The sequence below is a fragment of the Chitinophaga sp. genome, from assembly GCF_039596155.1.
Taxonomy (GTDB): domain Bacteria; phylum Bacteroidota; class Bacteroidia; order Chitinophagales; family Chitinophagaceae; genus Chitinophaga.
This window is the reverse complement of sequence record NZ_JBCNKF010000001.1, coordinates 245,446-260,560: the sequence shown is the minus strand read 5'-3', so window position 1 is coordinate 260,560 and position 15,115 is coordinate 245,446. Positions and strand designations below refer to the sequence as shown.

Annotated in this window: 12 protein-coding genes; 7 read left to right on the top strand and 5 right to left on the bottom strand. The window is 45.1% G+C overall.

The features are described 5' to 3' along the window. Positions 1-59: 59 nt before the first annotated feature. Together ABDW33_RS00955 and ABDW33_RS00950 are read left to right on the top strand one after the other, a co-directional pair. Positions 60-824: a polyprenol monophosphomannose synthase gene (locus ABDW33_RS00955; RefSeq protein WP_343688191.1), complete on the top strand. Its 765-nt coding sequence runs from the start codon at positions 60-62 to the stop codon at positions 822-824. A 53-nt stretch (positions 825-877) separates the two neighbouring features. Then, on the top strand, positions 878-1,744 hold the full coding sequence (locus ABDW33_RS00950; RefSeq protein ID WP_343688190.1) for a DMT family transporter: 867 nt from the start codon (positions 878-880) through the stop codon (positions 1,742-1,744). Between the two features lie 103 nt (positions 1,745-1,847). Here ABDW33_RS00950 and ABDW33_RS00945 read toward each other — a convergent pair whose 3' ends face one another. Genes ABDW33_RS00945 through ABDW33_RS00935 form a run of 3 tightly spaced genes read right to left on the bottom strand, consistent with a single transcriptional unit; the run spans position 1,848 to position 7,370 of the window. Further along, positions 1,848-2,609 carry a DUF4397 domain-containing protein gene (locus ABDW33_RS00945; RefSeq protein WP_343688189.1) on the bottom strand — a complete coding sequence of 254 codons (762 nt, stop codon included), beginning with the start codon at positions 2,607-2,609 and terminating at the stop codon, positions 1,848-1,850. Positions 2,610-2,620: 11 nt separating this feature from the next. Further along, complete coding sequence (locus tag ABDW33_RS00940) at positions 2,621-4,249, bottom strand: SusD/RagB family nutrient-binding outer membrane lipoprotein (RefSeq protein WP_343688188.1); 1,629 nt, start codon at positions 4,247-4,249, stop codon at positions 2,621-2,623. Between the two features lie 16 nt (positions 4,250-4,265). Further along, on the bottom strand, positions 4,266-7,370 hold the full coding sequence (locus ABDW33_RS00935; RefSeq protein WP_343688187.1) for a SusC/RagA family TonB-linked outer membrane protein: 3,105 nt from the start codon (positions 7,368-7,370) through the stop codon (positions 4,266-4,268). A gap of 419 nt (positions 7,371-7,789) precedes the next feature. Between ABDW33_RS00935 and ABDW33_RS00930 the strand changes: the two genes are divergently transcribed. The 3 genes from ABDW33_RS00930 (at position 7,790) to ABDW33_RS00920 (ending at position 12,356) form a co-directional block, all read left to right on the top strand. Beyond that, a complete protein-coding gene (locus ABDW33_RS00930; RefSeq protein WP_343688186.1) occupies positions 7,790-10,543 on the top strand; it encodes a prolyl oligopeptidase family serine peptidase in 2,754 nt (917 codons plus the stop codon). Between the two features lie 248 nt (positions 10,544-10,791). Further along, positions 10,792-11,598 carry a DUF6597 domain-containing transcriptional factor gene (locus ABDW33_RS00925; protein WP_343688185.1) on the top strand — a complete coding sequence of 269 codons (807 nt, stop codon included), beginning with the start codon at positions 10,792-10,794 and terminating at the stop codon, positions 11,596-11,598. A gap of 239 nt (positions 11,599-11,837) precedes the next feature. Beyond that, entirely contained in the window at positions 11,838-12,356 is a 519-nt protein-coding gene (locus ABDW33_RS00920) for a cupin domain-containing protein (protein WP_343688184.1), read from the top strand. A gap of 113 nt (positions 12,357-12,469) precedes the next feature. Here the strand turns inward: ABDW33_RS00920 and ABDW33_RS00915 are convergent, their stop codons facing one another. Continuing rightward, entirely contained in the window at positions 12,470-12,802 is a 333-nt protein-coding gene (locus ABDW33_RS00915) for a hypothetical protein (RefSeq protein ID WP_343688183.1), read from the bottom strand. 105 nt (positions 12,803-12,907) lie between these two features. Here ABDW33_RS00915 and ABDW33_RS00910 point away from each other — a divergent pair, with 105 nt between their 5' ends. After that, positions 12,908-13,522 (top strand): DUF4230 domain-containing protein, encoded by a 615-nt coding sequence (locus ABDW33_RS00910; RefSeq protein ID WP_343688182.1) that lies wholly within the window; start codon positions 12,908-12,910, stop codon positions 13,520-13,522. A 166-nt stretch (positions 13,523-13,688) separates the two neighbouring features. On the opposite strand, the gene ABDW33_RS00905 is transcribed toward ABDW33_RS00910, so the two are convergent. Then, positions 13,689-14,408, bottom strand: coding sequence for a hypothetical protein (locus ABDW33_RS00905; RefSeq protein WP_343688181.1), 720 nt, complete (start codon positions 14,406-14,408; stop codon positions 13,689-13,691). A gap of 206 nt (positions 14,409-14,614) precedes the next feature. Between ABDW33_RS00905 and ABDW33_RS00900 the strand changes: the two genes are divergently transcribed. Then, entirely contained in the window at positions 14,615-14,944 is a 330-nt protein-coding gene (locus ABDW33_RS00900) for an RNA-binding protein (RefSeq protein WP_072361796.1), read from the top strand. Positions 14,945-15,115: the final 171 nt, after the last annotated feature.

Below are 15,115 nucleotides of genomic sequence, written 5' to 3'. Positions count from 1 at the left end.
ATAGGGAAGTTATTTCCCGATTATTATAATTTCGCAGTCCTAAAACAACACTTAGCTGATTGGAAAAGCTTGTCATCATTCCGACCTACAACGAGAAGGATAATATAAGAAAGATCATTGACGCAGTATTCTCACTGCAGGAAGGCTTTCACGTTCTGATCGTTGACGACGGGTCGCCGGATGGAACCGGGAATATAGTAAAGTCCTTGCAGCAGCAACATCCGGGAGAACTTTTCCTGTCGGAGCGAAGCGGCAAACAAGGCTTGGGTACTGCCTATATTCATGGGTTCAAGTGGGCTTTGGAAAGAGGATATCGCTACATTTTCGAGATGGATGCGGACTTTTCCCATAATCCAAAGGACCTGCCAAGGCTTTATAATGCCTGTGCAAGAGAAGGTGGGGATGTAGCCGTAGGCTCCCGCTATGTAAAAGGTGGCAGAACAGAAAACTGGCCATGGGATAGGGCTGTTCTCTCCTACGGCGCCTCTGTATACGTACGTTTCGTGACCTGGATGCGTGTAAAAGACGCTACAGCAGGGTTCGTATGTTACAAGAGAGAGGTACTGGAAGCCATCAACCTGGATGCTATCCGCTTTGTTGGATATGCATTCCAGATCGAAATGAAGTTCACTGCCTGGAAACTGGGTTTTAAGGTAAAAGAAGTGCCGATCACTTTTATAGATCGTAAAGAAGGATACTCCAAGATGAGTAAGGGTATTGTGAAAGAAGGGGTTTTAGGAGTACTTAAGATACAATGGGAGAGCCTGTTTAAGAAGTATGAGCGAAGAGTGCGGAAAGAACAGTTACAGGAACAGGAACAATAGAGAGCATGCTGATTATCGCTGTCACAGCCTTTTTGGCAGCGGACTGATATAAAATGAAAAAACCTTTGCTGCAATTACACCTGTCAGTCTTCCTGGCAGGTTTTACGGGCATCCTGGGAAAACTGATTTCCCTCAACGAAGGATTGCTTGTCTGGTACCGATTATTATTTACCGTTATTTCTCTTTTTATTTTATTTCGCTGGAAGGGTATGTTGTCGAAACTGTCGTTTAGACAACTGGTTCCTATTGGCCTGAATGGTGTCGCTATTGCCATGCACTGGCTGTTCTTCTATGGGAGCATCAAGTACTCGAATGTGAGTATTGGGGTCGTTTGCTTTTCATTGACGAGTTTGTTTACAGCTGTATTGGACCCGATCATCAGCAGGCGGCGGTTTGATGTGAGAGAGCTGTTTTTGAGCGGGATCACATTATTAGGTATTGTCTTGATTTTCCATTTCGATTCACAATATCACACTGGCATTGTAATGGGCATTATTTCTTCCATTTTTGCCGCGTTGTTCACCATTGTCAATAAGCAATTGCTAACGCAGTATGATTCTCCTTCGATTACGTTCTATGAGTTGCTGGTAGGGTTCCTGGTGTTGTCGATGTTTATGCCCATGTACCTGGGTGTGCTGAACCAGCATTTCCTTTTACCTTCTGCTACAGACCTGATTTACTTACTGGTGCTGAGCTGGGCATGTACGGTGTGTATGTATATGTTGCTGATGGCGGCGTTGAAGAGGGTGAGTTCATTTACGACAAACCTGACTTTTAACCTGGAGCCGGTGTATAGTATTATCATCGCCTTTATTTTGTTTCACGAGAATAAGCAATTGAGTTGGGCGTTTTATGCAGGATTGGGGTGTATTATTCTTTCGGTGTTTTTGCAGATGCGAAGAGTGGCGCGGACAGTATAAAGAAAAAAAGAGAATAAGAGAAGCCTGTATCTGCATTGAGATACAGGCTTTTTTATTGGGAACCGCAGCCGGAATGCACCTGGATCCCGGCTGCGGCTTTCTGTTAATAATGCACATACCCGATCATACCGCGGGCCTTTGTGCCTGAGGTCACAGTTATACTACCTTTAAAAATAACGGTATAACTGCGCTGAACAGTAAGGTTCGCAATATTGCCCGTGGTCAGTGCCATCGTCGCAAATACGACTCTCCCCGACAGCGGTGTGGCAGCAGCTGCCGAACGGGTCACATAGAGCGTATCCTTTACATTGACGCTGTATGGCACCCGGGTAAATTCACTCAATTCACCTGGGTTTAAACCAGCTGCGATGACACCATGTTTTGCTGAAATGAGATCTACTGTTTTGCCGGTGGTATCGTTCAATACCGTGTGGATAAAGCGGATATCGATCGAACCGGTATCAGGTACAGGAAATGCATCTGCGGTAAAGATCTGTCCTGCACTGGTCAAAATAAAAGTATAGTATTTACCGGCTTCGAAGTTGTCGCTAAAGCTGCGTAAACTAATGCTGTCTCCCACCAAAGTACCTGGCTTAAACAGTTCGACGGTTTGTGTACCCGGATCGATAGTGAGATAAGAATTAACACCCGATACAGGATAGATCCCGTTGTAGGTGATGGCTGCACCATTCACTTTCGTACCTCCTACATATAAGTTGAACGTATCCAGGTTAGTAGACGCATGTACTATTTTCAAATAGGCTTTGCCGGTAGTACTTTCCTCGGTAGAGTGTATTGTGAATTCTTTTTTACAGGCTGTTATCCCCATCATCAGGGCCATTCCTGCTATTATGAATTGACGCATATCGAATATTTTTATTGTTGTGAAAACCAGCATTCCTTCGTGTGATAATCCAGCTCCAGTGCGCCCAGTGCAGTCAGTGCAGGGATGTTGTACAGGTACTCTGAATTATACCTTGGCCGGCAGCGGTACACCAGCTTCTGGTTGTTATTGAGGTACAGATCAGCGGCACTCAGTGGTGTCCATCCTGCGTATACCTGTGCACCCGTAGCAGGATCCTGATCGGTGTAGTGGAAACGGCGCATGTCTACCCAGGTTTCACTCACCCCAAAGCAATAGAGCGCAATGTACTTCTGCAGCATGATCTGTGTAAGGGTCAGGTTGGCCGCGCTGGCAGGCACTACGCTTGTATTGGACATATACGTGGCTTTGGCTGTAGCAGTCATGGCTTTGCCTGCAGGAATATTGTTAGGATAATCGTACATCATATCCATACTGAGAGAAATAGCATTGGTATATGCAAGTAAAGCAGTGGCTTTATCCCCTTTACGATAAGCTGCTTCTGCTTTCATGAATTGCATTTCAGTAGCAGTCATCACCGGCCATGGAGAATCATCCGCATAGAGGTAACGGGGGTTTAGTGATTTGGAAGAACTATACTGACCACCCCAGTAGTTGCGGGGCAGATCAGCAGTATCCAGGCCGGTGCTGCCGGTAGCTCCGTAGTTAGGCCTGATACCTTTGAACGTACCATTGAAGTTTTCGCGAATGAGGTAGTAAGCACGTGGATCAGCAACCGGGAATACAGTGTTGTTGCCACTTTCGAGATTGGCGATAAATTCGCCCTGTACCAATGAACCGATGTTTGCACGGAATGGACCAAAGTAGTTTTTGGTGGCACTGGTAGATGCATTTTGCACCTTGTATACTGCGTTATCCTCATTGCTGCTCATGGCCAGGTCCGCATACTTAATCACAGAATCCGGCTGGTATGCAGCTTTGTTAGACAAATGATTATAAGAACGTGCAAGCACACCATATACAAATTTCTTCCACTTATTCACATCTCCGTTGTACAGGTATGCATCTCCTTTGGCGAGATTGGTGGCACTTACATTATCACCCGTCATATTCAGATAGGTCAGTGCACGAAAAGCAACGGCACGTACGGTATCATACACTTCTGCCTGTGAATCGTAATCAAACTGATCACGGCTTGTATTGAAAGCTTCTTTCAATACAACTTCTCCATATTGATCTGTGAGGCTCAGCCAGCCCCAGGCACGGAGTGCCCAGGCAACACCAACGTAATCCCATTTCTTCTGTTCAATTCCCCACTGTACGACCTTGTTCAGGTTCTGCCCCATACCATAATAGTGAGCAGCCCACATGTTGCCCATGATATCACTGGAACCGGTAGCACCTCCCATTTTATCGTATTGATTGCCATTGGCATTTGCGCACCAGTATTGTATGTAACGTCCTATGTAATAGTTATCTACCACGGTACCATAGTTCGTACCATTGGCTGTATAGCTGTTTACCATATTAGAAATAAGGTTTGGCAACAGTGTTTCAATAGGTTGTTCCACATCCGCATTCGGATTGGTGTAGGCATCATCAATCAGTTTTTTACACCCCGTTCCCAGCACACAGATGATAGCGCCGAAGCAGGCATATTTCAATAATTTATACTTAATCATACCTGTAGTTTTTTAATTAAAATGAAACCCTTAAACCAAAGTTGGCACTCACCGGAGCAGGCAGGTTGCCATAGTCAAATCCAAAACCACCTACGCCTTTGTTGGCCGAAGTGTTACCATTGCTCACCGGGTCTGCCCCTCTGTAATTGGTGATCAGGACCAGGTCATTGAAGGTGGCAAATGCACCGATGTTGCTGATGCCTTTCCACTTGCCGAAGTTATAACCGATGGTGAGGTCTCTGAGGCGGAACCAGTTTACATCTTTCTGAATGAATTCTTCTTCCGGCATATTGGTATAATATGCCTGCTGGCGATAAGGTGTCACGATGATGTTATTTTCAGTTGGCTTTTCTGTATTCTGTAAACCATCATTCAATACACCTTTGATTACACGGGGTGTTTCTCTGTCAGCAGTCCTGATACCTTTCCCCTGTACGGTCAGGTACATATCTGTTGCATCAAACACATCGCCGCCTACTTTCAGGTCCCAGAGGAAACTCAATGTCCATTTTTTATAGCGCAGGGTATTGTTAATACCTAGTGTAAAATCCGGGTTACGATCTCCGATCACTCCGAAGGTGGCATCAATTACAGGCAAACCTGTCAGCGGATTAATGAGGATATTTCCCTTGTTGTTACGTGAATAGTGATAGCCTGTGATGGTTGTAGTAGAGCCTCCGCGCAGCAGGCCTCCCCTGGCATTGCCATAGATCCAGGTATCGCCGATGTAGTATTCGGTAAGGGCCTGTGGAATTGCCAGTACCTTATTGTACATCTTATTAAAATTCAGGGACAGATCCCATCCAAAGTCCGTTTTGCGAATGGGCGAAGCGGTAATCATGGCCTCGATACCTTTGTTGCGGGTAGATGCTGCATTCATGGTATTGAGGATAAACCCGGTCGCGTAACTGGCGCGGAAGGCCTGTGCAATCTGATCCTTCACCAATGTATTGTAGTAAGATACTTCCGCATTGATTCTACCGTCAAACATTCTCAGTTCAGTACCTATTTCATAGGTCTTTTGTCTTTCAGGTTTCAGGTTCGGATTAGCATTTGTATAACCATATGCATATCCCCCGCCACTGGCCAGGTTATTTACAAAAACGGACTGGTTGGCGTATGGATCGGAGAGGCGTGCGGTAGCTGCCATAGAAGCACGGATCTTCCAATAGCTCAGCACTTTACTGGTTTTCATACCCGGAATTACTTCACTTGGAATGAAGCTGGCGCTGATGCCGGGGTAATTATAGTTACGGGAGGCAGCAGGCATAATGCTTGTGGTTTCGAAACGTTGTGTGAAACTTACAAATGCGAGATCGCTGTAGCCAATGGCTGCTTCGCCAAAGTAGGCGATATTCCTGTTGATACTCATGTTGTACGCACCTTTCGCATTCCTGAGCAAACGGGTACGGGTAGCAGGGTCCGTATTGCTGCTATCAGTGCCCATAGGGTCGGTGAGGTTGGTTCCTCTTACAGCATACATACCTGTTTCATTGTCCTGCCACATGGTACCGATCATAATTCTGCCGTTGAACTTTTTATAGGTTTTGGTGGCAGTAGCAGTGATGGTGTGGTTATAGCTCCAGTATTTCAGGTAGTAGTTTTCCAGTGCGCCATTCTGTGCAGCAGTTACATTGTACGAGTCGCGGTTATACAACATGTAGCCATCTGTGCGATAGGCATCGTAACCAAACCGGCCTGCCACTGACAACCATGGAAAAGGATTGATATTAACACCGAGGGTAGCAATATAGCGGTTGTTTTTATCCTGGCTCAGGTTGCGCTGTACACTGAATACCGGGTTGTCTACTTCAGCATTCGGAGAGTTGCCCGCAACGAGTGTAGCTTTGCGACCTACGGAATCCTGCCAGTCATGAATGTCATGATCGGTAGGCCAGAGGTATAAGTCCAGCAGGTAACCGCCGGCACCTCTGAGCGGTTTGTTATTCACACTATTGATCACAGAAAAGCTGGGCGTGATTTCTACATACTTCCCGATTTTGGTGGTATTAGATAAACGCAGGTTGAGCTTTTTATAATTATTGTTAGGGATTACACCATCCTGGTTGATATAGGATGCAGAGAAACGGAAGCCGGAATTCTTCAAACCGAAGTCTACACCAAGGTTGTGACTTTGGGTGAAACCGTTTCTGAAAAAGTTGTGTACGTTATCATACAGTTTGGTGGTATCGCTGTATTTAGGCCCAAAGAAAGTACCGCTGCCAGACTGGAAGATGGAAGTATACACACCATCGGTACCGGTATTGTAGGCATTGGTCACTTTATTAAAACGGGTAATTTTCTGTGTGCGGAAACTGTTGTCATAGCTTACATGTATGCCTTTACCTTTGCTTCTTTTGGTGGTGATCACGATAGCACCGGAGCTGGCCTGGCTACCATACAATGCAGTGGCTTCAGGGCCTTTGAGTACAGTGATGCTTGCGATATCTGCAGGATTAATATCTGCTGCGCGATTGGTATAGTCACTGTTTTTGTTCGCCATGTCGGATACGAGACCGATACCGGCACCGCCATTGGAGCTTTGATTTAGTGTCTGGTTGTCTACGATGATACCATCTACGACGAACAGTGGCTGGTTGCTCAATGAGAGGGAATTGAAGCCTCTGAGTACGATAGAGGAACCGGAGCCTGCCTGACCAGTGGTGGGTGTGATGGTAACACCTGCTACCCTGCCCTGCAGGGCGTTCACGAAATTCTCACGTTGGGTAGCTGCAATTTCATCACCACTCACACGCTGAACGGAGTAACCAAGTTCACGGGCATTGCGCTTGATGTCCATAGCGGTGACAACGACTTCGCCGAGTTCACCATTGCTGGGTTTCATCACGACTCTCGATGCGTCACCGGCATTGACCCTGACGATGCCATAGCCGATGTAAGAGAAAACGAGTTGCTGTCCTTTTTCGGCAGCGATGGAAAAGTGACCGCTGGCATCAGTCTGTGTACCTTTTTTTGTCGTTGCGTTGACTACGGTCACCCCGATTAACGGGCTTTTTCCGTCTTCAGCCAATACGGTACCTGTTACCGGTGCTGTCTGGCCAAATGACTGTAATAATGAAGATAGGAGCAGGACTATCATCATTCCGGCAAATTTTCGCATAGCAATGATTTTAGAAATAAATAGGCAAAAGGTTCCCTGCTGCGCGGGATCGCGCAGTTTTAACAAACCAGAATAAACTGAATGGTAAATGGTTACCTCAGTAAATGAATACCCTGTAGCTACATAGTGCTAAAGCTTACGATCAACTGTACTACGGCTCAGATGCAAAAATTAAGTTCAATAGTTAAAGCTGGTTGATAAAAAATCTTATAAATGGGTTCTTTTCCCTTCAGCATAAAACAACTAAAAAAACCGCACATTCCCGCATTTTTTTGGATGATTTATGCAAATATGTTTGCGTATACATGCATAAAGCAGCAATAATGAGAAAATAATATTAGGCCAACTGCACACAGAAGCACGCCTTTCATCAAATTCCCCTGACTCAGCACACCGATAAATAGTATTTTGCTGTTCTTATGAAAAAAATGATGGTTACCGCCGTTCTTTGCGGCTTTTCTCTCCTCTCCTTTGCGCAACAACCCGCTAAAAAGCCACTCGATCAAAGTGTGTACGATGGTTGGCAAAGCATTGGCACCAAAGTCATCAGCAACAATGGGCAATTAGTTGCGTACACTATTACACCACAGGAAGGTGATGCTACGCTGGTGATCTATGACACAAAATCAAAGAAACAGTTATCGGTACCGCGCGGTAATGCGCCCGTGATCACGGAAGACAATAAATTTGTCGTCTTCGCGATCAAACCCCCTTTTGCCAGCGTAAGGCAGGCAAAAATCAAAAAGAAAAAGCCTGCGGAAATGCCCAAAGACTCACTGGGTATTTTATATCCCGGTGCAGATACCGTGTACAAAACCGGGTTAATCCGCAGCTTCAAAACGCCTGAGAAAGGCAGTGGTGTACTCGCTTATCTGCTGGAGAAAAAACAGGTGGATACCACCAGTGGCAACCTTGTCATTGTGTCTCTCAACAAGCAACAGCAGGACACCGTCAAAAATGTGCAGGATTATATAATCAGCAAAACGGGGAACTATTTACTGATAGAACTGGTCGCTGACAAAAAAGATTCAACTACGCACGATGCTTTACTGCGCTGGGATGTTGCGGCCAGAAAAGCAGACACGCTGAGCAGAGGTGCAGGTAACAGAACACAACTGGCCTTTGATGAATCAGGCAAACAGGCAGCCTGGGTCAATACCAGGGACAGTGCAAAAGCGTTACAGCAATTTTATGAATTATATTATTATACAGCGGGCCAGGATACAGGCAGCATTGTGGCAGACAAAATGAGCAAAGCCTTCCCCGCCGGCTGGTCTGTGAGCCAGCATGGAAAAGTATGGTTTAGCCGGAATGGTGAAAGGTTATTTTTTGGTACAGCACCTATTCCACCTGCAAAGGATACTAATATTGTAGATTTCGAAGTAGCGAAAGTAGATGTGTGGAATTACCTTGATGATTACCTGCAGCCGATGCAGTTGAAAAATCTGGACAAAGACTTACAGAAGAATTTTCTTGCAGTCTATTTTCCTGGTAATAAAAAAGTCTTGCAGCTGGCCGATAAGGATGTGGATAATGTAAGCGTAGCAGATGAAGGGAATAGTGACTACGCCATCGCTTATACAGATAAAGACCAGAGAGTAGCTGTACAATGGACAGGCGGTACGTTGAAGACTTCGTATTTGTTGCGGGTAACAGATGCATCGCGTAAGCTAATCATGAAGGACCTGGATAGTACTTCTTACATATCTCCTGATGGAAAATATGTGATCTGGTATGACCTGCATCAAAAGCATTATTTTACTTACGAAACGGCTACCGGTATTACCCGCAATATCACGTCCGGCATTGCTGTACCTATGTATGATGAGGAGGATGATCAACCGGAACTACCGGGTAGTTATGGTATTGCAGCATGGCTGGAGCATGACGCAGCAGTGTATATCTATGATCGTTATGATATATGGAAAGTAGATCCATCCGGAAAGCAGGCACCGGTTATGATCACTGGTGGTATGGGCAGACAGCAGCACGTGGTATTCCGCTATATCAAACTGGCAAAAGACGAACGCTTCCTGAAGGCAGGCCAGGAGCTGGTATTGCAGGCATACAATGATAGTACAAAAGAGAATGGTTATTATACAACTGAGAGTACAAAGAGCAAGCTGAAATTGGTGGTGATGGGTGGTTTCAATTATACCAAACTGGTAAAGGCAGCTGCTGCGAATTACTATTTATATTCGAAAGAAAATTATCAGCAATCTCCTGATATATATGGAGGTAGTGATATTCCGCGTGCTGTGCAACTGACGCATCTCAATCCGCAACAGGCGCAGTACAACTGGGGTACGGCTACACTCTTCAAATGGACGGCCTACAATGGTCAGCCTGCTGAAGGTATTTTGTATAAGCCGGAAGATTTTGATAGTACGAAGTCTTACCCTGTGCTGATGTACTTCTACGAGAAATTGTCAGAGCAATTATACTGGTATATTCCACCTGCGCCGACGCCTTCCAGGTTGAACATTTCTTATTTTGTAAGCAGGGGTTACCTTGTATTGGTACCTGACATTCATTATGAGCGGGGGCATCCGGGCAAGAGTGCGTATGATTATGTGGTGAGTGGTGCGCGGGCATTGGCAGCGCATCCGTGGGCAGATAGTACGAAGATGGGTATCCAGGGACAGAGCTGGGGCGGTTACCAGGTATCTTACCTGATCACTGCTACTCAATTGTTTAGTGCAGCCTGGGCAGGAGCACCGGTAGCGAATATGACGAGTGCGTATGGGGGTATAAGATGGGAAAGTGGTATGAACAGGCAGTTCCAGTATGAGCGAAGTCAAAGTCGTATTGGTGCTACGTTGTGGGAACAACCGGCGTTGTATATAGAGAACTCACCCTTGTTCCATTTACCGAATGTGACGACACCACTGGCGATCATGGCGAATGATGCAGACGGTGCTGTGCCCTGGTACCAGGGGATTGAATTGTTTACAGCGATGCGCAGGCTGGGGAAACGAGTGTGGATGTTGAATTATAACAATGAAGCGCATAACCTGATACAGCGCCAGAACAGGAAGGATATATCACGCAGAGAGCAGCAGTTCTTTGATCATTTTCTGAAGGGAGCACCAGCTCCGGAGTGGCTATCCAGGGGAGTACCGGCGGTAGATAAAGGAAGAAACTGGGGGTGGGATCAGGAGCAGACGAACTGATATTTACTTGTGATAAGCTATTGAATTTGACAGCAACTGGCTGAATTCAGGGATATGATTCATACATAAATAAGGGTCGCAAATAGCGGCCCTTATTGCATTTGAACAGATTTTGCGTGTATAAAGTATTGGGTCTCAACCTACTCAAATTAATTTTTTTTATATACTTACTAATCTCTATGTTTGTATCAGAATGAGACCCTGATTGGAGTGTGAAAGAACCGAACTAACCACCTAATGCTGATCCTATGAACTTCCGTATCTATTCTCCGGCAGCATCGCTTGCCCCTTATGTTAAGCATTATTATCATTTACAGAATGCCAATGATGGTTTGCTCCATCTTCCTCAGAATTTATTTTCTTTAGGAGACCTGTATATGGTTTTCCTGCAGGAAGGTGAGGTAACGTTTCAGCCGGAGCAACATGCTGCATTTACATTGCCGAAAGCTGCTGTTGTAGGTCATTTTACCTGCCATCATACGATTAAGGTACAGGGCCCTGTAAAGATGACAGTGGTGCAATTGAATGCGTATGGTTGTTATAAACTGGCCGGGCTGAATATGTCTTCGTTCAACAATTATTATCGTGATTTGCTGAAGCAGGATAATGGGCAGTGGCAGCATTTGGTAGAGGCGATTCATGGTACGACTGATTATATGCAGCTGGATACAATTCTGGATAAGGCTTTTATGGATATGATGTCGACACAGGATCATTCATTGAAGCAGATGGATGAGGTAGCGGATTATATGTTGCGTCATCAGGGACATGTGAATATTGACAGGTTGGTGCGTAAGTTTAAGATTTCACGTCCTACGCTGGAGCGGAAGTTTATGGAAGTGGTGGGCATAACGCCGCAGTTATATGCGAGGATGCTGCGATTCAGAGATGCGATGCGGCATATGCAGCAGATGAACGTGGAGCAGTGGCAGTCGTTTATTACGAAGAGTGAGCGTTATAACCAGGATTTGTTTAACCAGGATTTTCAGTTTTTTAAGGGATCGGAGTCGACGATTGCACGGATGCCGGTGTCACAGACAATGGCGGTGGCGTAGTGGTGGCATGTGCTTTTAGGGGGTAATGGAGAAAAGGGCTACTGGGTGCTCTTTTGCGGAGGACGAAGGTGTGGAGAAGTAGTGGGTGCTCTACGCCGGAAGCGACGAAGAGGTGATGGGGGAATATGCATGGCAGATAATTTTTACTATAGAATGAAAAAGGTGTCTTCATCAAGGCACCTTTTTTGCTTTCTTTGTAGTGCAATCTTTGTGTTTCATTCTTAGTTATATTGATCTCTATGATACTCAACCAGCAGAACCATAATGCCGAATATTGGCGGGAACATTTGCAACTGGCATCACATGTAGAAGGCGGATCTTTCAGGGAAACCTACCGGGCGGCACTGAAAGTACCTACGTCTGTATTGCCTTCGGCTTTTAAAGGGGAGCGCAATGTGGCTACCGGGATTTATTTTTTGCTGGAGTATGGAGATTTTTCTGCTTTTCACAGGATTGCCGCGGATGAGATGTGGCATTTTTATGATGGGTATACATTGACGATCTATGAGATTAAGCCGGAAGGAGCGCTGGTAGTGCATCAGTTGGGGAAGCATGTGCATCTGGGGGAAAGGCCGCAGCTGGTGATTACGGCGGGGAGTTGGTTTGCATCGAGGGTTGAGGTGGAGGATGGGTATACATTGGTGGGATGTACGGTGGCACCGGGATTTGATTTTGCGGATTTTGAGTTGGGGGACAGAGGTGTGTTGCAGAAGGAATATCCGGCACATAGTGGGATTATTGCGGAATTGACGAGATAGTTGCAGGAATGGGCGATAATTGGGCGAAAGCTGGTATTGGTAATGTGGTTAAAATGAGTGGATAACAGGTGAAAGGATGATAGTGTGTGAGTCAATAACAGGGGAAGAGATTGTTAGTGAGGGAGTGGATAACTGGTGATGTGATGATGAGGGAGGGAGAAAATAACAGGTGAAGAGATTGTTAATGAAGGAGCGGATAACTGCTGACGCGATGATTGGTGAGTGAGCAGATGAGCAGTGAGGGAGTGGGTAATTACTGACGTGATGATTGGTGAGTGAGAAGATGAGCAGTGAGGGAGTGGGTAATTACTGACGTGATGATTGGTGAGTGAGAAGATGAGCAGTGAGGGAGTGGATAACTGCTGACGTGATGATGAATAAGTGAGAAGATGAGCAGTGAGGGAGTGGATAACTGCTGACGTGATGATGAATAAGTGATTGAGCAAATAACAGGAGAAAGATGATTGCTAAATTAGCAGATAACAGAGGTAGACATGTTACTGAATTAACCAGCAATTGTGACTGTCAATAAATAATTTATGATTGCCAATATGAAAAATTTTTTACTGTTTTTGATATTAATAGGTTTTGCCTTGCTACTTTTCTGGCTGGGGAAGCAGTACGGAAGTAAGAATGTGAATCAGGAGATTCTGTCGAATAGTCTGATCGTGAAGGATATTGCGGAGCTGGCAAGTTTGGAAGTGCAGGGAAATGCGACAATCAAGAGGAGTAATGTAGAGAATGACGGGACCTGGATGAGCAATATGAAGAAGGTATTTATAGAGAATACTATTTGGGTGACGATCCCTTATGTAGCGAAGTATGGAATTGATGTAGATAGTCAGAATTTTAAGTTAACCGTCAGTGATAAAAAGATAGTGGTGAGCTTGCCTGAGCCCAAGTTATTAAGTTATGAATTGAGGGTGGATAAGATGGAGACAGCGAATAAAAAAGGTATGTTCCTGGCGGCAGATGATGAGACCTATACAGATGTGCAGAAGAAGTTGTATAAAGAGTCAAGGGGACAATTGGAAGGAAATGTATTGTACAGGAATCAGAGCAGGCAGAAGATAGAGAAGATTTTAAGAGAATATTATAAACCGTGGCTGAAGGACCATGAATTGGTAGTGGAGTTTGGTGGTACGAAAACACCGGCGCTTAACTAACTAACTGGCGAAAAGCCCGAAAGTAAGAAATGGGAAAGTGAAAAAGCCGCGTTTGCCTGAGGCAAACGCGGCTTTTTTGTGGGAGAGAGGTTTTGTGCTTTACAACATGCAAAACAAGCTCCCTGGTATACATTACGTACTTTACAGTAGTTTGATAGTAATGGTTTTAGGCAGCGTGATTAGCTATGTATTTTACCAATGATCTTTTAGCAATCGGTAATAACGTTTCATTGACAGGAAAAGCCAGCTTCGTTTCCACCCGATACACGGCGGGGTTCGGTAGTTTCTTCCGTTTCCTGATCAACGTCGTTTTAATATGCTCACAGGAATGAACCAGGTCCTTCGTGAAAGACTCCAGGTATTCGGTATGAATCCCCCTATATCGCTCGTCATGCCGTTCAAAGATGCTTAAGCGGTACTCATACACCAGTGTTTCTTTTTGCCTTCCGTCACAAAGAAAAAAATACCCTTCCTGGGAATCCAGTGGAATCAGGCCAACCGGAGAAATTGTGAGGCTGTCTTCCACGAACTCATAAATTTCTGTCCCGTCTTTGATAGCGGTATTCATCTTAAACAGGGCGAACTGAATAATACTTTCCAGTTCCTTCATCAGCTCATCGTCTGCGATGATCTGCTCGTACAGTAATTGGAGACGCTCCAGATTCACAGCTGTCAGTCTTTTCGGGAATTGCTGTTGCAGGTACTGCTTGTTGTCCCGGAAAGACACCAGATTGTTGTAGTGAAAGATCAGGTCTCCCAGCTGCGGATACAGCTTGTTTTCATTAAAATAACCGTTGATTTGTTGCAGATAAGCCAGTAAAGAGTACTTTTTCGACTCAAAATCTATATAACCGTCTGCAAACCAGGTTTCGCTCAGGCTCTTCATATTAAACAAAATTTAATGGACTATCAGTCTTAATTTACAAAAAAAAATGCATATTCCATACTCCACTTTGGTGCTATCCGAGGGGATTTGAGGGTTAAATAATGGTCCAAAAAAGCCGGTCAGGAAATAATTTTTGAGCTGGATGTATTTATTGAACTTATTTCTTTAACTTCAGTATTATTTTTCATTTTTTTAATTTTTTAGTCATGAACATTTACGTAGCCAACCTGCACTACAGGTTGAACGATGCGGACCTTCACCAGATATTCAGCGAATTTGGCGAGGTAACTTCTGCAAAAATTATCAAGGACCATGAGACTGGCCGTTCACGCGGTTTCGGTTTTGTGGAAATGCCAAACCAGGAAGAAGGTAGCAAGGCTATGGATAGTTTGAACGGTACTGAAATCGAAGGCAAACAACTGATGGTAAACGAAGCAAGACCTAAACAACCGAATAATAATTCAAGAGGTGGTGGATTTGGTGGAAACCGCGGTGGTGGCGGATATGGTGGCGGCGGTGGCCGTGGCCGTTACTAATTATTCTGTTGGCCCAAAGCTTATTTCGGTCAAGAAATTAAAGGCTCCCAATTCCAATTGGGGGCTTTTTTTATGCCCTGCTGTGTAAAAGCTGACCTTCCTTCCGGCAAAAAGTACTGGCCATCAGACCAGGTGATCGCCACAAAAGTTCTTCCTGCTTCCAGCCCTTTA